The organism is Limnohabitans sp. MORI2 (assembly GCF_027925025.1).
In the GTDB taxonomy this organism is placed as follows: Bacteria; Pseudomonadota; Gammaproteobacteria; order Burkholderiales; family Burkholderiaceae_C; genus Limnohabitans.
In genome coordinates, this window is record NZ_AP027058.1 from 565,860 (window position 1) to 589,376 (window position 23,517).

A 23,517-nucleotide genomic window follows, 5' to 3' on the forward strand; every position below is an offset into this window, starting at 1 on the left:
TCAGTGAGCGGCTTTTTTGTTTCAGTTTGGAAACACCCAAATCAACCCCGCCGTCATCACCACATACCGCGCAAACTTACCCACCGCCATGTAGGCCACACATGGCCAAAAGGGCAGGCGCAGCCAGCCGGCCACGGCGCACAGGGGGTCGCCCACGCCGGGTAGCCAGCTCAGCAAGCAAGCCTTTGGCCCCAAGGCGTGCAGCCAGCGCAGGGCACGGGCTTCGTGGCCTGTGGTTTCTGTGTGGCGTACTTTGTCGCTCAGCACATGGGCTTCGTAGCCCATCCACCAACTGATAGCACCGCCCATGGTGTTGCCCACGGTGGCCACCAGTACGGCGGGCCAAAACAGTTCGGGGTTGAGTTTGACCAAGCCAAACACCACGGGCTCGGAGCCCATGGGCAGCAAGGTGGCCGAGACCAGCGACACCACAAACACGGTACTCAGGCCGTATTCGGGCAGGGCCAAGGCGGCGAGCACAGATTGCATCCAAATTTCCATGTTCGCAGTGTAGTAAGCGCAGCTAGTAAATTAGCTCAATTCTTCGCTAAGCCTTACAAAATCGTCATTTTCAGACCGCATGCTGAAATTTTGAGCAGGTACAATATCGCCTCCTTTTTAAGCACTCGGCACTTCTCCCTCCCCATGCACATCGGTCAATACACACTGGCAAACAACCTGTTTGTCGCGCCGATGGCTGGCGTGACCGACCGGCCGTTTCGTATGTTGTGCAAACAGTTGGGCGCGGGTTATGCGGTGAGCGAGATGGTCACCTCGCGCAAAGACTTGTGGACCAGCCTCAAAACCTCACGCCGTGCCGACCACACGGGTGAGAGCGGCCCCATCGCCGTGCAAATTGCAGGCACCGATGCAGCCATGATGGCCGAGGCGGCGGTGTACAACATTGAGCGCGGTGCGCAAATCATCGACATCAACATGGGTTGCCCCGCCAAAAAGGTGTGCAACAAATGGGCTGGCTCGGCTCTCATGCAAGACGAGCCCTTGGCCCTGTCCATCGTGCAAGCCGTGGTCGACGCCGCGCGGCCCTACAACGTGCCCGTGACCTTGAAGATGCGTACCGGCTGGTGCGACACCCACAAAAACGCCGTGGCCTTGGCCCGTGCTGCTGAGAGTGCTGGCGTGCAAATGATCACCGTGCACGGCCGCACCCGCGAGCAAGGCTACAAAGGCTTGGCCGAGTACGACACCATCGCCGCCGTCAAACAAGCGGTGCGCGTGCCCGTGGTGGCCAATGGCGACATTGACTCACCCGAAAAAGCCCAAGAAGTTTTACAGCGCACCGGTGCAGACGCGCTGATGATTGGCCGTGCGGCGCAAGGCCGCCCTTGGATATTCCGTGAGATCGCGCACTACTTGGCGACGGGCGAGCACTTGGCCCCGCCCTTGGTGGCCGAGGTGCGCCGTTTGTTGCTGGCGCATTTGGACGAGCACTACGCCTTGTACGGCGAGCGCACCGGCGTGCGCAGTGCGCGCAAACACATTGGCTGGTACGTGCGCAGCTTGCCTGGTGGCGAAGCGTTTCGCCAGTTCATGAACACCTTAGAAGACAGCGCCTCGCAACACCGCGCCGTGGCTGCCTTTTTTGCCGACTTGGCCGAGCGTCACGAGCGCTTGCCCGACCCTGTTTTATTAGAAGAACCTTTAGCTTTACATGAGTAAAAAACACATTGAAGAGGTGGTGCGTGACAGCCTCGAAACCTATTTCCGCGACCTGCGTGGCATCGAGCCCGACAACCTGCACGACATGATGGTGCGTGTGGTTGAAAAACCGCTGCTCGAAGTGGTGATGCAGCACGCCGCCAACAACCAATCTCGCGCCGCCGAATGGCTGGGCCTGAACCGCAACACCCTGCGCAAAAAACTTCTCGAACACAAACTCATCAAATAAGACTGCACCCCATGAAAGCACTCATCTCCGTCTCTGACAAAACCGGCATCGTCGAGCTGGCCCAACAACTCCACGCCTTGGGCGTGGGCCTCATCTCCACCGGCGGTACAGCCAAGCTCTTGGCCGACAAAGGCCTGCCCGTGACCGAAGTGGCCGAAGTCACCGGCTTTCCTGAAATGCTCGATGGCCGTGTGAAGACCCTGCACCCCAAGGTGCACGGCGGCCTGCTGGCACGCCGCGACACGCCCGAGCACATGGCGGCTTTGAAGGCGCACAACATCGACACGATTGATTTGTTGATCGTGAATTTGTATCCCTTTGAAGCCACCGTGGCCAAGCCCGGTTGCACACTGGCTGACGCGATTGAAAACATCGACATCGGCGGCCCTGCCATGGTGCGCTCTGCCGCCAAGAACTGGAAAGACGTGGGCATCGTCACCGATGCCAGCCAATACGCCGACGTGATTGCCGAGTTGAAGGCCCACGGCAAGCTCAGCGACAAGCTGCGCTTCGCTTTGTCGGTGGCTGCGTTCAACCGCATCAGCCAATACGACGGCGCGATCAGCAACTATCTGTCGAGTGTCAACTTTGAAGCCGAGAAGCTGAGCGAAACCTACGTGCCCGAGCGCGCCCAGTTCAGCGGCCAGTTCAACGAGCAATACGTCAAAGTGCAAGACCTGCGCTACGGCGAAAACAGCCATCAGCAAGCCGCTTGGTATCGCGACTTGGCCCCCGCTGCAGGCTCGCTGGCTACCGGCGTGCAGCTGCAAGGCAAAGAGCTGAGCTACAACAACATCGCTGACGCCGATGCGGCTTGGGAATGTGTGAAGAGCTTCGACACCTCAGCTTGCGTGATCGTGAAACACGCCAACCCCTGCGGCGTGGCTGTGGGTGCCAACCCCTTCGAGGCCTACAGCAAAGCCTTCCAGACTGACCCGACTAGCGCTTTCGGCGGCATCATCGCCTTCAACCGCCCCGTGGACAAAGCCGCTGCCGAAGCGGTGAGCAAGCAGTTTGTCGAAGTGCTGATGGCCCCGGACTTCAGCGCCGAAGCGCTCGAAGTGTTCAAGAGCAAAGTCAATGTGCGCCTGATGAAGATCGCCTTGCCCGCTCACTACGGCCATGTGCGCAACGCTTTGGAAACCAAGCGCGTGGGCTCGGGCCTCTTGCTGCAAAGTGCGGACAACCACGAGTTGGCTTTGGCCGATTTGAAAATCGTCACCGTTAAACAACCCACGCCTGAAGAGTTGAACGACTTGTTGTTCGCCTGGAAAGTGGCCAAGTTCGTCAAATCCAACGCCATCGTCTTCTGCAAAAACGGCATGACCATGGGCGTGGGCGCTGGCCAGATGAGCCGCCTGGACTCCGCCCGCATCGCCAGCATCAAGGCCGAGGCTGCCAAGCTCAGCTTGCAAAACACCGTGGTCGCCAGTGATGCCTTCTTCCCCTTCCGTGACGGCCTCGACGTGGTGGTGGACGCAGGCGCGACCTGCGTCGCCCAGCCCGGTGGCTCCATGCGCGACCAGGAAGTCATCGACGCTGCCAACGAGCGTGGCGTGGCGATGGTGTTCACCGGTGTGCGTCACTTCCGTCATTGATCGCTCACATTGAACATTGACCACAACAACGCGCCGCTTGATGCGGCGCAACTCGCAACTGCCAACACCACGGCTGCTGCGCTGACCAGCCCAATAGCTCAAGAGCTGGCTACTGTTAGCTTTGCTGAGCTCGGCCTCAATACCGAGCTGCAAAGCTCTGCCGCCCAAGCAGGTTTTACAACGCCCACACCTGTGCAAGTCGAAGCCATTGGCCCTGTGCTCAATGGCCGCGATGTCTTGGCCACCGCACAAACCGGCTCAGGCAAAACGGCAGCCTACGTGCTGCCCGTGTTGCAGCTGCTCATGGCCCATGCGGCTTCGCGTGATGAAGCGCCAAAGAAGCGCATCACGCAAGTGCTGGTACTCGTCCCCACACGCGAGCTCGCCACACAGGTGAGTGACGTGCTGCGTGATTTGGCGCGCCCCCTCACGCGGTCCATCAAAGTGGGCACGTTGTTTGGTGGTGTGTCGATCAACCCGCAAATGATGAGCCTGCGCAGCGGCGCAGACATTGTGGTGGCCACGCCCGGTCGCTTGCTCGACATCGTGGACCACAACGCTTTGAACCTCGGCCAAGTACAGCACCTCGTGTTGGACGAAGCCGACCGTTTGCTCGACCTCGGCTTTGCCGAAGAGTTGCAACGCATCTTGGCGTTGCTGCCTGCCAAGCGACAAAACCTGTTGTTCAGCGCCACCTTTGAGCCTGCGGTGCAAACCTTGGCGGAGGCGTTGCTAACCAACCCCGCACGCATCACCATTGCTCACACCGAAGCGCACACGCCCGACATTGCGCAACGCGCGATTTCAGTGGACGAGAAAAGTCGCACCGCTTTGCTGCGCCACCTCATCAAAACCCACGAATGGAAACGTGTGTTGGTGTTTGTCGCCACGCGCTACGCCTGTGAGCATGTGGCCAACAAGCTCTACAAAGCGGGCGTGTACGCCACCGCGTTTCATGGCGAGATGAGCCAAGGCGCACGGCAAGACGTGCTGGCCGAATTCAAAGAAGAACGCTGGGAAGTGGTGGTCACCACCGACCTCGCGGCGCGTGGCATCGACATCGCGCAACTGCCCGTGGTGGTCAACTACGACCTGCCGCGGTCAGCTACCGACTACACCCATCGCATTGGCCGCACAGGCCGTGCGGGCGCGAGTGGCGAGGCGGTGAGCTTTGTGACGGCGGCCACGCAAGCGCATTGGAAGCTGATTCAAAAACGCGCCAAGTTAGAGCTGCCGCCAGAGGTGTTGGCTGGCTTTGAGCCCACCGATGAGCCGCCTGCGGTGTCACCGCTGAACGACGGCACAGGGGGCGTCAAAGGCAAACGCCCGAGCAAAAAGGACAAGCTGCGTGCTGCTGCAGCTGCTGGGCAAACGGGAACGACCACAGACCCTTCTTAACGTGCATTTGTAATACCCACTAGCTACCTCCAAAAGCTGTTCACTGCCATGGCAGTGAGCAGCTTTTTTTGGGTCCATTCTGGGTTGTGAGTGCGGGTCAAAAAGTGAGCGACAGCGGCGTGGAATCTGCGCGAATACGCCAATTGGCGTATATCCATAAAGAGGGAAAACCCGCACAATCGGTTTTGCCAAATTTGATGAATTTTTGGCGTTTATTTGGTTTTTAGTAATTTAAAACCAAGGTTTTACTTAGGTATTCCCCAAGATTTTGACATGAATCGTTTGAAAGTTTGGTCTTGTTGGTGTGCGTTGCATGCCTTGTTGGCACTGATGTGTCTGACTGTGCCTGCATGGGCGCAAACGACCGCTTCCACTACTGGCACGCAAGCCCCGACGTCTAAATACGGGGTGGGGCGTCCGATGGGCGATGCTTACGCATCGTTAGCGCCAGTCACCAGTGCGCAGTCGCGTCTGGTGGTGTACCGCAATCCAAACGCCAAGCAGCAAAGTGTGATGACGGTGTATGTCAATGACAGTTATCACACATCACTCATGCAAGCTGGGTTTACAAAGATCTGCATGACAGACACCAACATTCATGTGCGTACGCGTTTGCGTCCCGTGGGCCAGCCCGTGAATGTGTTGCAAGACAAAGCCCTCAGTCTTACTGTCCCCAAAGGACAAACGCAATACATGCGCGTGACAGAGTTGGCCGACAGCACAACGCAGATGGATGTTGTCACTGCCAAAGTGGCAGCTGCAGAGTTGTCAAAAACGCGCGAGCAAATGCATGCTTTGTCGCGTGTGGAAAGTGCCGTTCCTTGCGAAGACAACAAAAACGCCGACAACCTCAACGGTGTGGTGCTGGTGGCCTACATTGAATTTGAGGCAGGACGTTCACGCTTGACAGAGATGAACTCAGCTGGCTTGCGAGAGCTCGATCGTTTGGTGCAAAAACTCAAAACACAAACGCAAACGCCTGAGCTGATGAATTTGCAAGTCGTGGGCTATGCCAATGACGGCGACAAAAAAACACCCAGCAAGCAACTGGCACAAAACCGCGCAAAAACCGTTGAAGACTACATCTTGAGTCAAGGCGTCAAACCCAAAACATTGAGCAGCGATGCGCGCACTGACAAGTTGCCTGCATCAGCCGTAGGCAACACCAACAGCGTGGTCGTCGTCAGCGCCACGATTGAGCAGCCATAAGAGTCGATTAAAAAAACATGGCGCAAACGATCAAGCTGCTCATCGAAACGAGCAAACAAGACAGCAAGAAAGTCGTAGAGATCACGCAAGGCAGCGGTGACAAGGGCTCGCCCGTGCGCGTCAAGGCTGTCAAAAATGCGCAATACAAGTTCGAAGATCCAGCCAACAAAAATCGTGGCCCTGCCAATCTGAGCACCAAGCGTGTGGGTCGCAATTTGCATGTCATCTTGGATGGCCCCCGTGCTGAACATCACCAGCATCGCTGCGGATGCGGTCAATGACAGCACTTCACTGAACGGTACGTTTGACGCAGCAGAACGCGGTTCGCTTGCAAGCAATACCGTCACCACACGACCCGTGGTCAGCGGTACCACCGATGCGGAAGCTGGGCAAACTGTCACCGTCACCCTCAACAATGTCAGCCACACGGCCACGGTTGTGTCGGGAGCGGGTGGGGTGAACACCTGGAGTTTGACGCTGCCCAATGCCGACACCTTGGCGCTCAACCACGGCAATACCTATAGCGTCACAGCCAGCGTGCAAGATGCCGCAGGCACGCTAGAGCCTACGCTGTCACGTTTGGCAGCGATGAGTTTTAGAAATAATTTTTGGCAAGAGGCGATTGAAATTTCACGCCGCTGCGTGGCCTTGTTTCCGCAAAGCGCTTGGGCGCATTGGAACTTGGCCCACTTGCTCGCCGAATGCTGGCTGATGGAAGAGGCCGAATCGGTGTTGAAGCAAGCTGAAGCCTTGGCACCGATGCCCGGTGCACCATCGCTGCGTGCCGCAGTGGCAGGCAAGGTGGGCGATGTCGATACGGCTTTGGCGTTGTACCTCGATTTGGCCAAGTCAGAGGGGGTGGGCTCGACCTATGCATCGAGTGCGGCTATGAGTTCGCTGTACAGCGACACGCGCTCGGCGCAGCAGGTGGCAGATTTGCACCGTGAATTATTTGCGGCATGGGGTGAGGGCGCTCGAACGCGTGAGTCATTTGTGCGCGCACCCCGAGATGGCCGTCGCCTCAAGCTCGGCATTGTGTCGGCAGACTTTCATCACCAGCATCCGGTCAACATCTTCATGCAACCCGTGTTGCGTGAGTTAGACCGATCGAAGTTTGAGTTGTTCATGTACTTCGTGGGCGATACACACGATGAACAAACCGCTTTGGCACGCACACGCGTTGAGCATTGGGTGGAGGTGGCAGCACTCAACACCACGCAGTTGGCCAAACGCATTGACGCAGATGAAATTGATGTGTTGCTCGACATGGCGGGCCACACCAGCCAGCACCGCATGCAACTCTTTGCTAAACGTGCAGCCCCTGTGCAGATGACGTATTTGGGCTACCCCGGCTCCACCGGCGTACCAAACATAGATTTCATCTTGGGTGACGATGTGGTGACGCCCAAAGGCTGCGAGTCTTTGTACACCGAGCAAGTGCTGCGCTTGCCAGGCACGGTGTTTTGCTACGCGCCCGAAGAAGACTATCCCTATCCCGCGTATGACGCCAAAGTGGGCAAACGCACGTTGACGTTTGGTTCATTCAACAATGTGCCCAAGCTCACGCCACACACGCTCAAGCTGTGGGCACGCGTGTTGCAAGCGGTGCCAGATTCGCGCTTGGTGCTCAAAGCGCCAAGCTTCAGCGACGAAGCCGTCAACCGCATCTTCAGTGAACGCTTGGTGGCTTTGGATGTGGATTTGAACCGTGTGGAGTTTCGCGGCCCTGTCGGCCTGACCGACATGATGGCCGAGTACGCCGACATCGACATAGCGCTTGACCCCGTGCCTTACAACGGCGGCACAACCAGCTTGCAAGCCATGTGGATGGGCGTGCCCGTGATCACACAGATGGGTTCGCACTTTGTGTCGTGCATGGGCGCGAGCTTCATGACCGCTGCAGGTTTGCCCGAGTGGGTGGCCAAAGACGATGACGACTATGTGGCCATCGCGCAAAAGATGGCGTCTAACCGCAAGACGCTGTTGGCATTGAAGAAAGGCCTACGCAAACGCTTGCAGACCAACCCCGCGTGGGATGTGAAAGCGCACACGCGTGCCATGGAGCAGGCGCTGCTGACTGCACCTTAATCGTTGCCGTCGTCTAAGCCGTCAAAGGCATGGCGCTCTTGGTGCTCTAGCGCTTCGCCTGCAGGGCGCTTGGTGCGCACGCCTGGCTTGGCCAATAGTTCCACATAAAACTGCTTGGCTTGGTTGGCCACGGCGTTGTCGATGCAGGTGATGACATTGGCCAAGTGCACCACTTCGGCAGCTTCTTCGGTCAAGCCGAATTTGCAATCGAAGTCCCAAAAGTCTGCGCCTGCGGGCACATCGCGACGGCGTTCACGTTTGAGGTATTTGCGAATCTCGTGCTTGATGGCTTCGAGCAAACGCTCAGGGTGTTTGCCTTCGACTTGGAGTTGGAATGTTTTTTTCATGAATGTCCTTGTGGGGAAATGCGCCCGAGAAGGACGAGAAGAGAAAGCACTTTAGGGTGCGAGGTTGTATTTGACTTGAAAGCTCAATGCGCTGCTCACGCGGTCACCAATTTTTGGGGTGTAGCTGATGTTCAGGCCCAAGCGTCGACCTTCGATGGTCATGGTGGGCACAGCAGCGGGGAACCAGCCCCCGTTGCGCATTTTGGGATACCCATCAAATGCGCCTACAGCAGCACCTGCTTTGAGCGCGCCTACTTTGAAAGGCATCACATACGCACCGATGTAATGCGACGTGGCACGATTGCTGTTCTCAAATACGCCCGCTGTGAGTGAGTAGGTATCCGTGAGGGATGCCTCGACACCGAAGCCGTGGTTGTTGTTATTGAGGTGCTGAGATTTGTCAAAGTGGTGCGAGTAAAAGCCAGGATTTACCCAGACATCTGCCCACGTCGTCGTCGCGCTCAAGGCCACGAACAGTGCGAGTGATATTTTTTTCATAGCTGTGCAAACACTTCAGCAGCAGCGGCCACGGTTTGTGCAATGTCGGCATCCGTGTGCGCTGCGCTCACAAAGCCTGCTTCGTACAAGGCGGGTGCAATGTACACACCACGGTCGAGCAAGCCGTGAAAGAGTTTGTTGAATTTGGGGCTGTCGCTGGTCATGACCTTGGCGTAGTTTTGGGGCAGCTCTGGCAACAAGAAGAAACCAAACATACCGCCTTGGCAATCGGCGCTGAAGGGTACGCCTGCTTTGGCCGCAGCATTGGTCAAACCATTCACCAAGCTTTGTGTGCGGGCGCTGAGTGACTCCCAAAAACCGGGCTTGGAAATTTCACGCAAGGTGGCCAAGCCGCAGGCAGTGGCCACAGGGTTGCCGCTCAAGGTGCCTGCTTGGTACACAGGGCCAGTGGGCGCGAGCTGCTGCATGATGGCACGCGGGCCACCAAACGCGGCCAGTGGCATACCACCGCCAATGACTTTGCCCAACACGGTGATGTCGGGTTGGAAGCCTGGGATGAGTTGGGCATACACGCTCTGCGCACTGCCCAGTGCAACACGGAAACCCGTCATCACTTCGTCAAACACAAACAGTGCGCCGTACTCGGTGCACAGCTCACGGCAGCGTTTCATGAAAGGCACGGACGCGCGCACAAAGTTCATATTGCCGGCGATGGGTTCAATCATCACGCAGGCGAGTTCTTTGCCGTGTAACTTGAACGCTTCTTCGAGTTGCTCGACGTTGTTGTACTCAAGCACCAAGGTGTGTTGCACCACTTCGGGTGGCACGCCCGCGCTGGTGGGGTTGCCAAAGGTGGCAAGGCCGGAGCCCGCTTTGACCAACAGTGCATCGGCATGGCCGTGGTAGCAGCCTTCAAACTTGATGATCTTGCTGCGGCCCGTCGCACCACGCGCCAAGCGCAAAGCGCTCATGCCCGCTTCGGTGCCTGAGCTGACCAAGCGCACCATTTCCATCGAGGGCACGTGCTTCAAAATTTCTTCGGCCAGTTCAATCTCGCGTTCGGTAGGTGCGCCAAATGAAAAGCCATCGAGGGCTGCTTTTTGCACCGCTTCGAGGACCACCGGGTTGCCGTGGCCCAAGATCATGGGGCCCCAAGAGCCGATGTAGTCGATGTATTTTTGGCCGTTGGCATCCCAAAAATAAGCACCTTGGGCGCGTTGCACAAAGCGGGGTGTGCCGCCTACGGCGCGAAACGCACGCACGGGCGAGTTCACGCCACCGGGGATGACGTTGGCGGCGCGCTCAAACAGGGTTTGGTTCAAATCGGTCATGGTCTTTAACGAATCAATGTTTGGTTTCGTGGCGAGGCAGCGAGAAGTCTTCGGCCGTGGCGGGCAAGCCATCGGTGTCTTCACCTTCTGCGCCTTCTTCGTCGGTCTCAGCCCAGAACAAACGGTCAGGCACGATGTGGCCCATGCCTGGGCGAAAACCGCTGTTGAGGGTTTGGTCTAAATAGTTCAGGGCTTCGCGGGTGGCCAGCTCAAGGTCGGTGCCAGCAGCCAACACGCACGCCAGTGTGATGCTGAGCGTGTCGCCAGCACCCGAGAACATGGCATCAAAGCGTTCAAAGCGTTCGCTCACCATGACGGTGTGTGCCGTGGCCAGGGCGTTTTCGACATGTTGGTCGGGGTGGTTGATGCCCGTCACCAACACATAAGGCACACCCACTTCTGCCGCAGCGCGGGCAATGTCACGCGGGCTAGGGCTTTTCTCGCTGCTCCAATCGGGCAGGAGCCAGCGCCACAAGCTGTTGAGGTTGCCTACCAGCACAGTGGTTTGCGGCAAGATCAGTTCGCGAAACGCATCCAAGTAAGCATCAATCTTTTCGTCTTCCCACCAAGACAGGTTGGGCATGTAGGCGATCACAGGCACGTCGGCGTAGTCGGTGCTGATTTCAGCAATGGTGCTGAGGTTGTCGGGCGTGCCGCAAAAGCCGACCTTGATGATTTGCACATTCATGTCTTCCAACACGCTACGGGCCTGTTCAGCCACGGCGTCTTCATCGAAGGCGATGTGGTCAAAGATTTGCGCCGTGTCACGCATGTAGGTGCCAGTGACCACTGGGAGCGCATGCGCGCCGACGGATGCGGCCGCTAAAACATCGGCCGAAAGCCCTCCTGCACCGCTGGGATCGTTGGCGTTGAATACCAAGACGCAGGGTGGGGCGCTGTCAGCCTCGTTGGACAGAGCAAGGTCGTGGGAAGTGGGGGTGTTTTCTGGCGCCATAAGGGGGTCGATACAATGCGATTCATTCTATGCGTTGAGGAAAGAACTACTGTGGCTAATACTTGGATGTGTCTGATTTGCGGTTGGATTTACGACGAAGAGGCCGGGGCGCCCGAGCATGGCATTGCGCCCGGCACCGCATGGGCGGATGTGCCCATGAATTGGACCTGCCCCGAGTGTGGTGCACGTAAAGAAGATTTTGAAATGGTGCAAATCTAAACACCATGCAAGTGCGCGCGCAGTTCGAAAGCCACGTGTTGGCACTGCTGCGCCACCGCCCGGCGGTGGATGTGCAAGCCGCGCGCGCGTTGGAGATGCTGTGTCAACAGCAACTCGATGCCGAAACACTCCCAAGCTGGCGTACGTTTTGGTCTTTAGGCACCCATTTTTTCGAAGGGCTGCGCTTAGCCCCTAACCGCAGCTTTGATGAGCGAGAGGCCAGTGCGGCGTCCCAAGTGCTCAGTGGGTTGCAGTTACGCGCACAGTACGGCGGCGAACACAACCCCATGGAAGACACCTTGCAAGTCATCAATCACCTGCTGTTTTTAGAGCAGGCCGATGTGATTTCGCAGCGTTTGGTGGGCATTCTCAACGATTGGTCCGAGTCGCCCGACGACGAGTTGCCTACAGAAGCTCAGTTGGATGTGCAAAGCATGGCACAACTGGCGCAAGATGTGCAGCTCACGGCCGTTCAGCAAGTGGCCGATTCATTGGCGGTTCAGCTGGCGCGCTTGCGTGCCAAGCGTGTGGTCGAAGACATCAAAATCAGCCTCAGCGGTGCCCAAGAGGTCAGCCGTTTGTTGCAGCACTTTGCAGTAGGCAGTGTGCGTGAGGCGCAGCCGCAAGTGTTGGCGGCCCTTAAAGGCGAATAGCCTTTCCCTTATTTCACCTTTTTGACCACCCCATAGCGCGCTAATGTGCGTGCGCGAGCTTCGGCGTGGTCCACTATGGGCCGAGGGTAGTCGCGCCCCAGCACCAAACCCGCATCTTCTAATTCCAAAGGTTTGGCCAACCACGGCGCATGAATGGCCTTGTTGTTGAGCTTGGCAAGGGCTGGCACATAGCGGCGAATGAACTTGCCTTCGGGGTCAAACTTTTCGCTTTGGCTGGTCGGGTTGAAGATGCGAAAGTAGGGCTGCGCATCGCAGCCGCTGGAGCTGGCCCATTGCCAGCCGCCGTTGTTGGCGGCCAGGTCAAAGTCGTTCAGGTGTTCTGCAAAGTAGCGCTCGCCCCAGCGCCAATCAATGCCAAGGTCTTTGGTCAAGAAGCTCGCCACCACCATGCGCAGGCGGTTGTGCATGTAGCCGGTCTGGTTGATTTGCGCCATCGCAGCGTCCACCAGCGGGTAGCCCGTGCGGCCTTCGCACCATGCGGCAAACAGGGCTTTGGCGTGTTTGTCGTGGTCCCATTGGATGTCGTCATATTCGGGCTTGAACGCACCCGCCACCACGCGCGGGTGGTGGTGCAGTATTTGGTGATAAAAATCGCGCCAAATCAGCTCAGACAGCCACGTTTCTGCGCCTTTAGAGCCCGTCAACATGCGTTGGTAGGCGGTGGCCGCAAGTTGTCGAACCGACACGGTGCCAAAACGCAAATGCACGCCCAAGTAGCTAGGGCCTTTGATGGCAGGGAAGTTACGCGCTTCGTCGTACTTGTCCATGCGGTCAAAGAAATCTTCAAACAAGGCCAACCCCCCGGGGCTGCCGGTGGGTACGTGCAGGCTGCTGAGGTTGGTGAGCTCAAAGCCAATCTCGGCCAAGGTGGGCACGGGCTTTTGGTAGCCAGCAGGGCGTGCAGCCAGGGCCTTGATGTATTTGCCCACGGGGTAGGACTTCAAATAAAAGTCGTTCACCTTTTGCAGCCATGCGTTTTTGTACGGCGTGAACACGCCGTAGGGCTTGCCCATTTGGGTCAGCACCTCGCTGCGCTCAAAAATCACATGGTCTTTGAAGGTTTGAAAACCAATACCAAAGTTGGCCAAACCACCGCGCACTTGGGCATCACGTGCTTGGGCGTCGGGCTCGTCATCGTGGTTGGCAAACACCTCTTGCACGCCCAACTCGTGGGCGAGGCGTGGCACTTCTTCAGCTGCCACCGCATGGCGCACGATCAGGCCCGCACCCGCTTGACCAGCTACCGCGTGTAGCTCGGCGTCGAGCGTCACCAATGACTCGCGGATGAACTCCACACGACGGTCCGCGCGGGGCAGCTTGTCCAGAATCGCTTTGTCAAATACGAACACGCAATGCACTTGCTTGCAGCTCTTGAGCGCATGAAACAAGGCCGCGTTGTCAAACGCGCGCAGGTCGCGGCGAAACCACATCAAACCTTTGTCGACGTGCGGTGAATGAGGCGAGAGCTTAGGCATGTTCACCCTTTAAAATTGGCGTATGACCGCTGATTCTGCCTCCATCAACCTGACGCATCATTTTTTGATTGCAATGCCCAGTTTGGAGGACGAGGCTTTTGCCAAAAGCGTGGTCTATGTGTGCGAGCACAGCGAGCGCGGTGCTCTGGGCTTGGTCATCAACAAACCGAGCGATTTATCGATGACGGGTTTGTTTGAAAAAGTCGATTTATCCCTGCATCGGCAAGACCTCATCAATGCCCCCGTGCTGCAAGGCGGCCCTGTCCACACCGAGCGAGGCTTTGTGCTGCACGACGCGATGGTGTTGGATACGCCCGAGCAAGAAACCGAAGCGCTGAATGCGGTGAGTGGCAAAGATAAAGCACAAGAGTCTGTTTACGCTTCGACCATGACCATCCCCGGTGGTTTGGAAATGACCACCTCCAAAGACGTGCTCGAAGCCTTGTCGATGGGGGCTGGTCCAAAACGTGTGCTGATCTCTTTGGGTTATTCGGCTTGGGGGGAAGGTCAGTTGGAATCGGAACTCGCCGAAAACAGTTGGCTCACCGTGGGGGCAGACACCTCGGTGATTTTTGACACCCCTGTGGAGCAGCGCTATGAGCGTGCCATGAAACTGTTGGGCTTGGAGCCGTGGATGTTGTCTAACGATGTGGGGCATTCATGAGCGCCGTGCCCGCGAACTTTCAGTCCTTCCTCGCGTTTGACTTTGGCGTCAAACGCACCGGCGTGGCCTACGGCAGCCGCATGCTGCGCGATGCACAACCGCAAGCCACGGTCAATGCCGAAGGCGACGCCCGCTGGACGCTGATTGCCAAACGCATTGCCGAGTGGCAGCCCGACGCGCTGGTGGTAGGTGTGCCTTACCACCCAGATGGTGCAGCGCATGAGAACACGGCCAAGGCCAAAAAATTTGCACGCCAGTTGAACGGACGCTTCAACTTGCAGGTGTTTGAGGTGGACGAGCGCTACAGCACCACCGAAGCGCACAGCAATGGCGCCAAAGATGCCGACGCGGCATCGGCCTGCATCATCCTCAACCAATTTTTTCGAGAGAACTTATGAGTACCCACGGCAACCTCATGTTGGACGCAGAGAGCTTGTACACCGAGCTGCTCAAGGGCGTGCGCAGCATGCTCACGCCCACCACACGTTTGGTGGGTATCACCTCGGGCGGTGCTTGGCTGGCGGCACGTTTGCAAAAAGATTTGAAGCTCGAAGGCGAGGCTGGCAGCATTTCGTCGGCCATGCACCGAGACGACTTTGCGCAACGCGGCCTGGCCGATGGCGGCCAAACCAAACTGCCGTTTGAAGTGAACGGCGCGCACCTCATCGTGCTCGACGATGTGCTCTATACCGGCCGCACCATCCGTGCCGTGCTCAATGAGTTGTTTGACTATGGCCGTCCTGCGCATGTGCAGTTGGCGGTGTTGGTCGACCGTGGTGGCCGCGAGTTGCCCATTCAGGCCGACTACGCCGCAGCGCGTGTGGCACTGCCAGCCACCCAATCGCTGGCGCTCACCAAAGACGACAACGGCCAATTTAATTTCTCAGTGAAGGGCTGACCACGAGAACTCCTATGCTCTACAAACGCAACCCCCAACTCAACAAAAACGGCGAGCTGATTCACCTGCTCTCCACCGAAGGCTTGTCACGCGACATCCTCACCCACATCTTGGACACGGCAGCCAACTTCGTCTCGGTCAACGACCGTGAAGTGAAGAAGGTGCCCCTCTTGCGCGGCAAGAGCGTGTTCAACCTGTTCTTTGAAAACAGCACACGCACACGCACCACATTTGAAATCGCGGCCACACGTTTGTCGGCCGACGTGTTCAACCTCGACATTGCGCGTTCATCCGCAGCCAAAGGTGAATCGTTGCTCGACACCATCGCCAATTTGAGCGCGATGGCGGCTGACATTTTTGTGGTGCGCCACAGCGAGTCGGGTGCGCCTTACCTCATTGCCGAACACGTGGCGCCGCATGTGCACGTGGTCAACGCTGGTGACGGCCGTCACGCACACCCCACGCAGGGTTTGCTGGACATGTACACCATCCGTCACTACAAAAAAGATTTCACCAATCTCACCGTGGCCATCGTGGGTGACGTGTTGCATTCACGTGTGGCGCGCTCGGACATTCACGCGCTTACCACCCTCGGCTGCGCCGAAGTGCGCGTGGTGGGCCCCAAGACCTTGGTACCCAGCGACTTGTCGGCCATGGGCGTGAAGGTGTTCAACAACCTCGAAGAAGGCATCAAGGGTTGCGACGTGGTCATCATGCTGCGCTTGCAAAACGAGCGCATGAGCGGTGCGTTGTTGCCATCGAGCCAAGAATATTTCAAATCGTTTGGTCTCACGCAAGAGAAGTTGCAACTGGCCAAGCCCGACGCCATCGTGATGCACCCAGGCCCCATTAACCGAGGGGTGGAGATTGACTCTGCCGTGGTCGATGGGCCGCAAAGTGTCATCTTGTCGCAGGTGACGTTTGGTATTGCAGTGCGCATGGCCGTCATGTCCATCGTCGCGGGGAATGAAGCATGAACATCCTGATTCAAAACGGTCGCGTCATCGACCCAGCCTCTGGCTTTGACCACGCCGCTGATGTGGCGGTGGCTGATGGGCACATCGTGGCCATCGTCAAAGCCGGCGAGAAGTTACCCGTCAACTTCAAAGCTGAACACACCATCGACGCCAAGGGCTGCATCGTCGCCCCCGGCTTGGTTGACCTGCAAGCGCGTTTGCGCGAACCCGGCTACGAGCACGAAGGCATGCTCGATTCCGAGCTTACCGCCGCGGTGGCCGGTGGTGTCACCAGCCTCGTGTGCCCACCCGACACCGACCCTGTGTTGGACGAGCCAGGTTTGATTGAAATGCTCAAATTCCGCGCCGAAAAACTGCACCGCGCTCGCGTGTTCCCGCTGGGTGCACTCACGCGTGGTTTGAAGGGCGTTGTGCTTACCGAAATGTCAGACCTCACCGACGCAGGTTGTGTGGGCTTTAGCCAAGCCGAAGTACCGTTGGAAAACACCCAAGTGTTGCAACGTGCTTTGCAATACGCTGCCACGTTTGGCTACACCGTATGGTTGCGTCCGCAAGAAGTGCACTTGGGCAAAGGCGTGGCTGCCAGCGGCCCGCTTGCCACCCGCTTGGGTTTGAGCGGTGTGCCTGTGGCAGCCGAGACGATTGCCTTGCACACCATCTTCGCGCTCATGCGCAGTACCAAGGCTCGCGTGCACTTGTGCCGTATCTCTAGCGCCGAAGGTGTAGAGCTTGTGCGTGCCGCCAAGCAAGAGGGCTTGGCTGTGACGGCAGACGTGAGCATCAACTCGCTTCACCTGAGCGACCACGACATTGGCTACTTCGACAGCCGAGCCCGCGTGACGCCCGTGCTGCGCCAACAGCGCGACCGCGATGCACTGCGTGCTGCGTTGGCAGACGGCACGATTGATGTGCTCGTGTCGGACCACATGCCCGTCGACAACGATGGCAAGGCTTTGCCATTTGCTGAAGCCGAATCTGGCGCAACAGGCTTAGAGCTGTTGCTCAGCCTCTCGCTCAAATGGGCCAACGACAGCCAAGTGGGTTTGCTCCGTGCACTCGATGTGCTCACTGCACAACCCGCCAAGGTGTTGGGTAAGGTCGCAGGCCAAAGCGAGAGCATCGGTCAGTTGCATGTGGGCGGTGTCGCCGACCTCGTGGTGTTTGACCCCGCTGCCGAATGGCACGTCACGCCCGACGCACTGCACAGCCAAGGCAAGCACACGCCGTTTGCGTTTGACATGACAGGCATGTCCTTACCTGCCCGCGTCAAAGCCACTTTGGTGGCAGGGCGCGTGGCCTACCAAGCCGCTTGATGCGCAGCGTGAATGCCATCGTCAAGTTTCTGCGTGTCATTGCGCAGGTCTTGCATGGCTATTGGACGATTCGCACCATCTTTCCCAAACTCAATGACGAGCAACAGGCTCGCTATGTTGAGGTATGGGCGCGCGGCATGTTGTCCATCATCGGCATCGAGGTTCGCGTCAAAGGGCATCCAGCACCAGGCCCTGTGTTGATGGCGGCCAATCACATCTCGTGGCTCGACATTTTGGTGATGCACGCTGCGTGTCACTGCCGCTTTGTGGCCAAGTCTGAAATTCGCAGCTGGCCCTTGGTGGGCGTGCTCACCACGGGTGGCGGCTCGCTCTATATCGAACGTGGTTCACGCAACGATGCCATGCGCGTGGTGCATCAAATGGCCTCTGCGCTACAAGCGGGGCAGGTACTGGCAGCATTCCCTGAGGGGCGCACGGGCGACGGCATCACCCTGTTGCCGTTTCATGCCAATTTGTTGCAAGCTGCCATTTCGGCAGATGCGCCGATTCAGCCTGTGGCCTTGCAGTTCATTGACGCACAAAGCAAGCAACGCAGCTTGGCGCCGTGTTACCGAGATGATGACACCTTGATTAGCTCACTCTGGCGCACCCTGTGTGCACCGCCTTTGTTAGCGCAAGTGCGTTACGGTGAGACACAATATGCCAATGGTCGAAACCGTCGTACATGGGCGCAAGATTTGCAGGCCGATGTGGCAGCTCTCTGTCAGTGATATCCTTTTCAACTATGGCAACCCAAAAAACCTCATCCACCGTCAAGGCCAAGCCTGCAGCTAAAAAAACGACGGCTGTGAAAAAACCCGTGGTCAAAAAAGCAGCCATCAAGGCGACCAAAAAGTCTTCAGCCAAAAACGACAATTTGGATGAAATGTTCGACTTGGCGGCAGAAACCTTTCGCGTCATGTCGGCACCCATGCGATTGAAGATCATCAATTGCTTGTGCAACGAAGAAAAAAACGTGGGTCAGTTGTTAGAAGAAATCGACACCACGCAACCCAATATGTCGCAGCACTTGAACACCTTGTTCAACGCCAAAATTTTGGGTCGTCGTCGTGAAGGGGTGCAAATTTATTACCGCATCATCAACGAACGTGTGGTCACGCTCTGCCGTGCGGTGTGCACGCAAATTGCCATTGACAGCGATATCGCTCACTGAGTGTGAGGTGCTCGCGTGATTCGACGAATCTCGGCTGCACTGTTTTTTTCTTGTTTGTTCATCATTGTTGATCGACTCAGCTACATCCATCCGTTTGCGGGGCTGAACATCACGCCGTGGAATCCACCGGCGGCTCTGGAAGTTCTGTTTTTATTTTTAGTCGGCAACATCTGGATGACATGGGTGTATTTCACCCTGGGGCTTTCCGATTGGTTGGTGCGTGGCACTTTGTTGCTGTCTCCTACGGTGCTTTTAGGTAATGCAGTTTTGGTGATTTGCTATGCCAGCATTGCACTGTGCTTGCGTTGTGTGTTGGGGGCAGAGGCGGCACTGCGCGATCGACGTGAAATGGTTTGGTTGGGCGTTGTCATTGTGTGTGGTGCTTTGTTCACGGCGATGGCATACGTGGGCACGCACATAGGGTTAGGTGTGTTGGCAGCACAGGATTTTTTAGGAGCCGTGCATCGCTTTTTCATTGGGGATTTGTTGGGTCTGATGGTTTGGTTACCCCTGTTTTTTGTGGCCCGAGACAAACGCCGCCGTGAGCAATATGCACATATGCTGCGCAGTGTTTTGTTTTGGAGCCTGTTGGCCGGCTTGGTGGTTTGCATGTGGTTGATTTTTTCATTGCCTCTTGCAGACCAGATGAAATATTTCTTCTCTTTGTTCTTTGTCCTTGGCTTAGTGGCCGCCACTTACTCACTGCCTGGGGCCACATTGGTGGCAGCTTTGATTCAAGTGCCCTTGGTCTTTTCAACCATGCATGCGGGGGTTCTGCCCGCTGATTTGATGGACATGCAAATTGTCATGCTCACCTTGTCTTTGACGGGGCTGATCATCGGCACTGTGGTGGATGAGCGTTTGCGCACCGAAGAGCGGTTGCGTGACAGTTTGCAATTGGTCGCCGCCGGTGAATTGGCGGGTTCTTTGGCGCATGAGCTTCACCAACCCATGAGTGCACTCAGTGCGTATGCCGAGTCAGCGTTGATGCTCACCGAGCGGCAAGCTCAGTCATCTGATTCGAGCGACACACAATTGGCGCGCGTCTTGCGCAATATCGTCCATGAAACCATGCGGGCCACGGATATTGTCCGTGGCTTGCGCAGTTACTTTATCTCTGGTGTTTCGACGATGGAAGATGTGCAAGTTCATGCCTGGGTAGAAGAGTGTGTGACCCGTTTGACTGAACGTGCCGCACAAGCCCAAGTGACGCTCGTCACCTTGTACGAACAACGCGTGTCAGGTGTCATGGTGGACCGAATCCAAATGAGCACGGCCTTGGGGAACTTGATCAAAAATGCCATTGATGCTTCAGCGCCAGGCATGCAAGTCACCATCCGCGTGCTGGATGATCACCATACCTTGACCATTCGCGTCATGGATCAAGCGAATTTATTAGAAGCCGAGGTGATTGACCAAGTGTTTCGTCCGTTTTATTCCGACAAAAAAGAGGGCTTAGGCTTGGGCTTGTCTGTCAGTCAATCGTTGGTACAGAATAATGGCGGCGTTTTGCGCTATCGCGCCCAGCCTGATAAATGTTTTGAAATTCTGTTGCCCCTTGGAGATCACTTAGATGCTTGAGAGTCGTTTGATTTGCGTGGTGGATGATGATGCATCTGTGCGCGACTCTTTGTCGATCATGCTTGGACTCAAGGGCTTTGACTGTCGAACTTACGAAAACAGTGAATCGTTTTTAGGTGCCTTACCCGATCGTCCCTGCTGTGTGGTCTTGGACTTGAACATGACCGGCATGAACGGTTTGGATTTGCAAGAAAAAATCAGTGCCGCACCTGTTCCCATGGAGGTGGTTTTTCTCACCGCGTTTGCCGATGTGGATGTGATGCGTCGGGCATTTTTGGGACAGGCCGTTGATTTTTTAGAAAAACCTGTGGTGATGCCTCAGTTGCTCAATGCGATTGAGCGTGCGTTTGAGCGCTTGAAATCGAGCTCAGCTCAGCGCGTTCATACCCAGTCGCTAGAGATGCTCACGCCCCGTGAGCGCGAAGTGATGGTGGCCATTGCACAGGGCATGACCCACCGCGAAGCCGGTGAGTTGCTGGGCATCAGCCCACGCACGGTGGAAGTGCACAAAGGCCGTGTGATGGAAAAGCTAGGTGTCAAAACCTTGGCTGAGTTGGTGCGCTTGAGCATTGACTCAACCAAGTGAAAACTCATCTTTGAATGCTTTTTGGTGTAAGGCCTAGCCCGTACGTGGGTTATCGAATTTTCAAAACTAAGAATTCTCCCTACATTGGGAGGCATGACTGATACAAGCGCTCAACCGACAGCTGATGTGGCTCGTCGCAACTATTTGGAATTCTTGGCGGCGATGTATCAAGCCAAAGATACGAACGGCGAGTTGATTTTGCTGCCACCAGAGGATCAACGATTGTTGGAGTTCATTGCGGTGCAATGGTTCCTTAATAAACCGCTGTCCATGATGCAAATCCTCACCTCGCGCGAGGTGTTGTTTCTAGGCGCATCCACCATCAGCCGAAAAGTCGAAGGCTTGCGCCAAAGGGGCTGGATTCGCACCGTGGCTGATGCGGCAGATCGCCGCATCAAATGGTTGGAGCCTACCGACCAGGCTTGGACTTACCTAGACCGCGTCAATACGTTGATGCCATTGCCTTAGCGCGCGCGGCATGCAGCTTTTTGTAGCTGTCCATCAGGCGGTGGTGTCGGTCTAGACCTTCTAGCTTCATGCTGGTGGGCGTCAAGCCGTAAAAACGCACGGTGCCATCGACCGACCCGAGGGCCGCATCCATGCGTGTGTCGCCAAACATGCGGCGAAAGTTGGGGGTGTAGTCGTCGAGTTCCAACTCTGGGTCCAGTACCACTTCAAGCACCACATTCAAGGCTTGGTAAAACAAGCGGCGTTCAACCGTGTTGTCGTTGTATTGCAAGAAGGCTTGCACCAGGTCTTGTGCATCATCAAATTGTTTCAACGCCAGATGAATCAGCAGTTTCAACTCCATCACGGTCAGTTGGCCCCATTCTGTGTTTTCGTCAAACTCAATGCCAATCAAGGTGGCGATATCCGAGTACTCATCAAGTTCGTTGTTTTCTAAGCGGTCAAGCAAGGCTTCTAGGCCCGAATCGTCCAAACGATGCAGGTTGAGTATGTCTGCGCGGAACAACAAGGCTTTGTTGGTGTTGTCCCACACCAAGTCTTCTACAGGGTAGATCTCGGAATAGCCTGGCACCAAGATACGACAGGCCACTGCGCCCAATTGGTCGTACACCGCGGTGTAAACCTCTTTGCCCATGCCGTCCAAAATGCCCAACAAAGTGGCTGCTTCTTGAGCGTTGGCAACGTCGCCTTGGCTTGAGAAATCCCATTCCACAAATTCAAAATCTGACTTGGCACTGAAGAAGCGCCACGACACGATGCCACTGGAGTCGATGAAATGCTCCACAAAGTTGTTGGGCTCGGTGACGGCGTTGCTCTCAAACGTGGGTGGGGGCAAATCGTTGAGGCCTTCAAAGCTGCGACCTTGCAGCAACTCGGTGAGGCTGCGCTCCAACGCAACTTCGAAGCTGGGATGCGCACCGAAAGAAGCAAACACACCGCCGGTGCGTGGGTTCATCAAGGTGACGCACATCACAGGGTAGGTCCCACCTAAAGATGCGTCTTTCACCAAGACTGGGAAGCCTTGTTCTTCCAAGCCTTGAATGCCCGCCAGGATGCTGGGGTATTTGGCCAACACATGCTGCGGCACATCGGGCAGGGCGATTTCGCTTTCGATGATCTCGCGTTTGACGGCGCGTTCAAAAATTTCAGACAAACATTGCACTTGGGCTTCCGCCAAGGTGTTGCCTGCGCTCATGCCGTTGCTGACAAACAAGTTTTCAATCAGGTTGGAGGGGAAGTACACCACTTCGCCATCGGAGTGGCGCACATACGGCAGTGAACAAATGCCACGCGCGGTGTTGCCCGAGTTGGTGTCGATCAAATGCGAAGCGCGCAACTCACCGTCAGGGTTGTAGATGGCTAGGCAGTGCTCATCCAAAATTTCAGTAGGCAGTGCATCGTCTGCGCCTGGCTGAAACCAGCGCTCGTTGGGGTAGTGCACAAACTCGGCTTGAGCGATGTCTTCGCCCCAATACGCACTAGCGTAAAAATGGTTGTTGCTGATGCGCTCGATGTATTCGCCCAAGGCTGAGGCCAGTGCGCTTTCTTTGGTGGCACCTTTGCCATTGGTGAAGCACATGGGTGAATGGGCATCGCGGATGTGCAGCGACCACACATTGGGAATGATGTTGCGCCACGACGCAATTTCAATCTTGATGCCCAAATTGGCCAAAAGCCCAGACATATTGGCGATGGTTTGCTCCAGCGGCAGGTCTTTGCCTGTGATGTAGGTGCTGGTATCTGCTGTGGGCTGAAGGGTGAGCAAGGCTTGCGCATCTGCATCTAAGTTAGCGACTTCTTCAATCACAAACTCAGGGCCAGCTTGCACCACTTTTTTGACCGTGCAGCGCTCAATGGAATTCAAAATGCCACGTCGATCCACCTCGGAAAGATCGGGAGGCAACTCCACTTGAATTTTGAAAATTTGTTGATAACGGTTTTCCGGGTCAACGATGTTGTTTTGTGAAAGCCGAATGTGTTCGGTCGAGATGTTGCGCGTGTCGCAATACAGCTTCACAAAATACGCCGCACACAAGGCTGAGGAGGCTAAGAAATAATCAAAGGGACCGGGGGCCGAGCCATCGCCTTTGTAGCGAATGGGCTGGTCGGCCACCACGGTGAAATCGTCAAACTTGGCTTCGAGGCGGAGTTTGTCGAGGAAGTTGACTTTGATTTCCATGGAGGCTCTTTTGAA

Annotated in this window: 26 protein-coding genes; 19 read left to right on the forward strand and 7 right to left on the reverse strand. The window is 56.5% G+C overall.

Going from position 1 to position 23,517, the window contains the following annotated elements:
- Positions 1 to 21 precede the first annotated feature (21 nt).
- Positions 22 to 501 carry a YqaA family protein gene (locus QMG27_RS02775; protein WP_281812950.1) on the reverse strand — a complete coding sequence of 160 codons (480 nt, stop codon included), beginning with the start codon at positions 499 to 501 and terminating at the stop codon, positions 22 to 24.
- 144 nt (positions 502 to 645) lie between these two features.
- Between QMG27_RS02775 and dusB the strand changes: the two genes are divergently transcribed.
- The 7 genes from dusB (at position 646) to QMG27_RS02810 (ending at position 8,202) form a co-directional block, all read left to right on the forward strand.
- The gene (dusB, locus tag QMG27_RS02780; protein ID WP_281812952.1) at positions 646 to 1,680 is read left to right on the forward strand and encodes a tRNA dihydrouridine synthase DusB; all 1,035 of its coding nucleotides are present in this window, start codon (positions 646 to 648) and stop codon (positions 1,678 to 1,680) included.
- Positions 1,673 to 1,909, forward strand: a complete 237-nt coding sequence (locus QMG27_RS02785; protein WP_281812954.1) for a helix-turn-helix domain-containing protein — start codon at positions 1,673 to 1,675, stop codon at positions 1,907 to 1,909. Before dusB ends, QMG27_RS02785 begins: the two co-directional genes overlap by 8 nt.
- An 11-nt stretch (positions 1,910 to 1,920) precedes the next feature.
- Positions 1,921 to 3,507: a bifunctional phosphoribosylaminoimidazolecarboxamide formyltransferase/IMP cyclohydrolase gene (purH, locus tag QMG27_RS02790; protein WP_281812956.1), complete on the forward strand. Its 1,587-nt coding sequence runs from the start codon at positions 1,921 to 1,923 to the stop codon at positions 3,505 to 3,507.
- A 147-nt stretch (positions 3,508 to 3,654) separates the two neighbouring features.
- Positions 3,655 to 4,905 carry a DEAD/DEAH box helicase gene (locus QMG27_RS02795; RefSeq protein ID WP_281814487.1) on the forward strand — a complete coding sequence of 417 codons (1,251 nt, stop codon included), beginning with the start codon at positions 3,655 to 3,657 and terminating at the stop codon, positions 4,903 to 4,905.
- A gap of 273 nt (positions 4,906 to 5,178) precedes the next feature.
- Positions 5,179 to 6,114 (forward strand): OmpA family protein, encoded by a 936-nt coding sequence (locus QMG27_RS02800; RefSeq protein WP_281812958.1) that lies wholly within the window; start codon positions 5,179 to 5,181, stop codon positions 6,112 to 6,114.
- Positions 6,115 to 6,131: 17 nt separating this feature from the next.
- On the forward strand, positions 6,132 to 6,395 hold the full coding sequence (locus tag QMG27_RS02805; RefSeq protein WP_281812960.1) for a hypothetical protein: 264 nt from the start codon (positions 6,132 to 6,134) through the stop codon (positions 6,393 to 6,395).
- Entirely contained in the window at positions 6,355 to 8,202 is a 1,848-nt protein-coding gene (locus QMG27_RS02810) for a hypothetical protein (protein ID WP_281812962.1), read from the forward strand. The genes QMG27_RS02805 and QMG27_RS02810 overlap by 41 nt, the downstream gene beginning before the upstream one ends.
- On the opposite strand, the gene QMG27_RS02815 is transcribed toward QMG27_RS02810, so the two are convergent.
- The 4 genes from QMG27_RS02815 to QMG27_RS02830 are packed head-to-tail and all read right to left on the reverse strand — an operon-like array spanning position 8,199 to position 11,294.
- Positions 8,199 to 8,549 carry a DUF6172 family protein gene (locus tag QMG27_RS02815; protein ID WP_281812965.1) on the reverse strand — a complete coding sequence of 117 codons (351 nt, stop codon included), beginning with the start codon at positions 8,547 to 8,549 and terminating at the stop codon, positions 8,199 to 8,201. The two genes, QMG27_RS02810 and QMG27_RS02815, sit on opposite strands and share 4 nt — an antisense overlap.
- Before the next feature lie 51 nt (positions 8,550 to 8,600).
- Positions 8,601 to 9,047, reverse strand: a complete 447-nt coding sequence (locus QMG27_RS02820) for a hypothetical protein (RefSeq protein WP_281812967.1) — start codon at positions 9,045 to 9,047, stop codon at positions 8,601 to 8,603.
- Positions 9,044 to 10,339, reverse strand: coding sequence for a glutamate-1-semialdehyde 2,1-aminomutase (gene hemL / locus QMG27_RS02825; RefSeq protein ID WP_281812969.1), 1,296 nt, complete (start codon positions 10,337 to 10,339; stop codon positions 9,044 to 9,046). The genes QMG27_RS02820 and hemL overlap by 4 nt, the downstream gene beginning before the upstream one ends.
- A 13-nt stretch (positions 10,340 to 10,352) precedes the next feature.
- Positions 10,353 to 11,294: a bifunctional hydroxymethylpyrimidine kinase/phosphomethylpyrimidine kinase gene (locus QMG27_RS02830; RefSeq protein ID WP_281812971.1), complete on the reverse strand. Its 942-nt coding sequence runs from the start codon at positions 11,292 to 11,294 to the stop codon at positions 10,353 to 10,355.
- A gap of 15 nt (positions 11,295 to 11,309) precedes the next feature.
- Here QMG27_RS02830 and QMG27_RS02835 point away from each other — a divergent pair, with 15 nt between their 5' ends.
- On the forward strand, positions 11,310 to 11,513 hold the full coding sequence (locus tag QMG27_RS02835; protein WP_281812973.1) for a rubredoxin: 204 nt from the start codon (positions 11,310 to 11,312) through the stop codon (positions 11,511 to 11,513).
- Positions 11,514 to 11,518: 5 nt separating this feature from the next.
- Positions 11,519 to 12,166, forward strand: coding sequence for a hypothetical protein (locus QMG27_RS02840; RefSeq protein ID WP_281812975.1), 648 nt, complete (start codon positions 11,519 to 11,521; stop codon positions 12,164 to 12,166).
- Positions 12,167 to 12,174: 8 nt separating this feature from the next.
- Here QMG27_RS02840 and QMG27_RS02845 read toward each other — a convergent pair whose 3' ends face one another.
- Positions 12,175 to 13,662, reverse strand: coding sequence for a deoxyribodipyrimidine photo-lyase (locus QMG27_RS02845; RefSeq protein WP_281812976.1), 1,488 nt, complete (start codon positions 13,660 to 13,662; stop codon positions 12,175 to 12,177).
- Positions 13,663 to 13,684: 22 nt separating this feature from the next.
- Between QMG27_RS02845 and QMG27_RS02850 the strand changes: the two genes are divergently transcribed.
- The 10 genes from QMG27_RS02850 to QMG27_RS02895 all read left to right on the forward strand — a co-directional run bounded on the left by QMG27_RS02850 (position 13,685) and on the right by QMG27_RS02895 (position 21,323).
- Complete coding sequence (locus QMG27_RS02850; protein WP_281812978.1) at positions 13,685 to 14,326, forward strand: YqgE/AlgH family protein; 642 nt, start codon at positions 13,685 to 13,687, stop codon at positions 14,324 to 14,326.
- Entirely contained in the window at positions 14,323 to 14,724 is a 402-nt protein-coding gene (gene ruvX, locus QMG27_RS02855; RefSeq protein ID WP_281812980.1) for a Holliday junction resolvase RuvX, read from the forward strand. The genes QMG27_RS02850 and ruvX overlap by 4 nt, the downstream gene beginning before the upstream one ends.
- Positions 14,721 to 15,224 carry a bifunctional pyr operon transcriptional regulator/uracil phosphoribosyltransferase PyrR gene (gene pyrR / locus QMG27_RS02860; protein ID WP_281812983.1) on the forward strand — a complete coding sequence of 168 codons (504 nt, stop codon included), beginning with the start codon at positions 14,721 to 14,723 and terminating at the stop codon, positions 15,222 to 15,224. The genes ruvX and pyrR overlap by 4 nt, the downstream gene beginning before the upstream one ends.
- 14 nt (positions 15,225 to 15,238) lie before the next feature.
- On the forward strand, positions 15,239 to 16,201 hold the full coding sequence (locus QMG27_RS02865) for an aspartate carbamoyltransferase catalytic subunit (protein WP_281812985.1): 963 nt from the start codon (positions 15,239 to 15,241) through the stop codon (positions 16,199 to 16,201).
- Positions 16,198 to 17,514: a dihydroorotase gene (locus tag QMG27_RS02870; protein WP_281812988.1), complete on the forward strand. Its 1,317-nt coding sequence runs from the start codon at positions 16,198 to 16,200 to the stop codon at positions 17,512 to 17,514. The genes QMG27_RS02865 and QMG27_RS02870 overlap by 4 nt, the downstream gene beginning before the upstream one ends.
- Entirely contained in the window at positions 17,514 to 18,245 is a 732-nt protein-coding gene (locus tag QMG27_RS02875) for a lysophospholipid acyltransferase family protein (protein ID WP_281812989.1), read from the forward strand. Before QMG27_RS02870 ends, QMG27_RS02875 begins: the two co-directional genes overlap by 1 nt.
- Before the next feature lie 155 nt (positions 18,246 to 18,400).
- Positions 18,401 to 18,688 carry a metalloregulator ArsR/SmtB family transcription factor gene (locus tag QMG27_RS02880; RefSeq protein WP_281814489.1) on the forward strand — a complete coding sequence of 96 codons (288 nt, stop codon included), beginning with the start codon at positions 18,401 to 18,403 and terminating at the stop codon, positions 18,686 to 18,688.
- Between the two features lie 15 nt (positions 18,689 to 18,703).
- Positions 18,704 to 20,269, forward strand: coding sequence for an ATP-binding protein (locus QMG27_RS02885; protein WP_281812991.1), 1,566 nt, complete (start codon positions 18,704 to 18,706; stop codon positions 20,267 to 20,269).
- A complete protein-coding gene (locus QMG27_RS02890) occupies positions 20,262 to 20,855 on the forward strand; it encodes a response regulator (protein WP_281812993.1) in 594 nt (197 codons plus the stop codon). Before QMG27_RS02885 ends, QMG27_RS02890 begins: the two co-directional genes overlap by 8 nt.
- Before the next feature lie 93 nt (positions 20,856 to 20,948).
- Positions 20,949 to 21,323: a helix-turn-helix domain-containing protein gene (locus tag QMG27_RS02895; RefSeq protein ID WP_281812995.1), complete on the forward strand. Its 375-nt coding sequence runs from the start codon at positions 20,949 to 20,951 to the stop codon at positions 21,321 to 21,323.
- On the opposite strand, the gene QMG27_RS02900 is transcribed toward QMG27_RS02895, so the two are convergent.
- Positions 21,298 to 23,502 carry an OsmC domain/YcaO domain-containing protein gene (locus tag QMG27_RS02900; protein ID WP_281812998.1) on the reverse strand — a complete coding sequence of 735 codons (2,205 nt, stop codon included), beginning with the start codon at positions 23,500 to 23,502 and terminating at the stop codon, positions 21,298 to 21,300. The genes QMG27_RS02895 and QMG27_RS02900 overlap by 26 nt on opposite strands.
- Positions 23,503 to 23,517: the final 15 nt, after the last annotated feature.

Excerpts from the sequence above, each read along its gene's own strand:
- QMG27_RS02845 (WP_281812976.1), bottom strand. The coding sequence starts at position 13,662 with ATGCCTAAGCTCTCGCCTCATTCACCGCACGTCGACAAAGGTTTGATG.
- QMG27_RS02875 (WP_281812989.1), top strand. The coding sequence starts at position 17,514 with ATGCGCAGCGTGAATGCCATCGTCAAGTTTCTGCGTGTCATTGCGCAG.
- QMG27_RS02895 (WP_281812995.1), top strand. The coding sequence starts at position 20,949 with ATGACTGATACAAGCGCTCAACCGACAGCTGATGTGGCTCGTCGCAAC.
- QMG27_RS02775 (WP_281812950.1), bottom strand. The coding sequence starts at position 501 with ATGGAAATTTGGATGCAATCTGTGCTCGCCGCCTTGGCCCTGCCCGAA.
- QMG27_RS02865 (WP_281812985.1), top strand. The coding sequence starts at position 15,239 with ATGCTCTACAAACGCAACCCCCAACTCAACAAAAACGGCGAGCTGATT.
- ruvX (WP_281812980.1), top strand. The coding sequence starts at position 14,323 with ATGAGCGCCGTGCCCGCGAACTTTCAGTCCTTCCTCGCGTTTGACTTT.
- QMG27_RS02900 (WP_281812998.1), bottom strand. The coding sequence starts at position 23,502 with ATGGAAATCAAAGTCAACTTCCTCGACAAACTCCGCCTCGAAGCCAAG.
- dusB (WP_281812952.1), top strand. The coding sequence starts at position 646 with ATGCACATCGGTCAATACACACTGGCAAACAACCTGTTTGTCGCGCCG.
- QMG27_RS02785 (WP_281812954.1), top strand. The coding sequence starts at position 1,673 with ATGAGTAAAAAACACATTGAAGAGGTGGTGCGTGACAGCCTCGAAACC.
- QMG27_RS02850 (WP_281812978.1), top strand. The coding sequence starts at position 13,685 with ATGACCGCTGATTCTGCCTCCATCAACCTGACGCATCATTTTTTGATT.
- QMG27_RS02870 (WP_281812988.1), top strand. The coding sequence starts at position 16,198 with ATGAACATCCTGATTCAAAACGGTCGCGTCATCGACCCAGCCTCTGGC.
- QMG27_RS02815 (WP_281812965.1), bottom strand. The coding sequence starts at position 8,549 with ATGAAAAAAACATTCCAACTCCAAGTCGAAGGCAAACACCCTGAGCGT.
- purH (WP_281812956.1), top strand. The coding sequence starts at position 1,921 with ATGAAAGCACTCATCTCCGTCTCTGACAAAACCGGCATCGTCGAGCTG.
- QMG27_RS02890 (WP_281812993.1), top strand. The coding sequence starts at position 20,262 with ATGCTTGAGAGTCGTTTGATTTGCGTGGTGGATGATGATGCATCTGTG.
- QMG27_RS02880 (WP_281814489.1), top strand. The coding sequence starts at position 18,401 with ATGTTCGACTTGGCGGCAGAAACCTTTCGCGTCATGTCGGCACCCATG.
- QMG27_RS02820 (WP_281812967.1), bottom strand. The coding sequence starts at position 9,047 with ATGAAAAAAATATCACTCGCACTGTTCGTGGCCTTGAGCGCGACGACG.
- pyrR (WP_281812983.1), top strand. The coding sequence starts at position 14,721 with ATGAGTACCCACGGCAACCTCATGTTGGACGCAGAGAGCTTGTACACC.
- QMG27_RS02830 (WP_281812971.1), bottom strand. The coding sequence starts at position 11,294 with ATGGCGCCAGAAAACACCCCCACTTCCCACGACCTTGCTCTGTCCAAC.
- QMG27_RS02805 (WP_281812960.1), top strand. The coding sequence starts at position 6,132 with ATGGCGCAAACGATCAAGCTGCTCATCGAAACGAGCAAACAAGACAGC.
- QMG27_RS02840 (WP_281812975.1), top strand. The coding sequence starts at position 11,519 with ATGCAAGTGCGCGCGCAGTTCGAAAGCCACGTGTTGGCACTGCTGCGC.
- QMG27_RS02835 (WP_281812973.1), top strand. The coding sequence starts at position 11,310 with ATGCGATTCATTCTATGCGTTGAGGAAAGAACTACTGTGGCTAATACT.
- QMG27_RS02800 (WP_281812958.1), top strand. The coding sequence starts at position 5,179 with ATGAATCGTTTGAAAGTTTGGTCTTGTTGGTGTGCGTTGCATGCCTTG.
- hemL (WP_281812969.1), bottom strand. The coding sequence starts at position 10,339 with ATGACCGATTTGAACCAAACCCTGTTTGAGCGCGCCGCCAACGTCATC.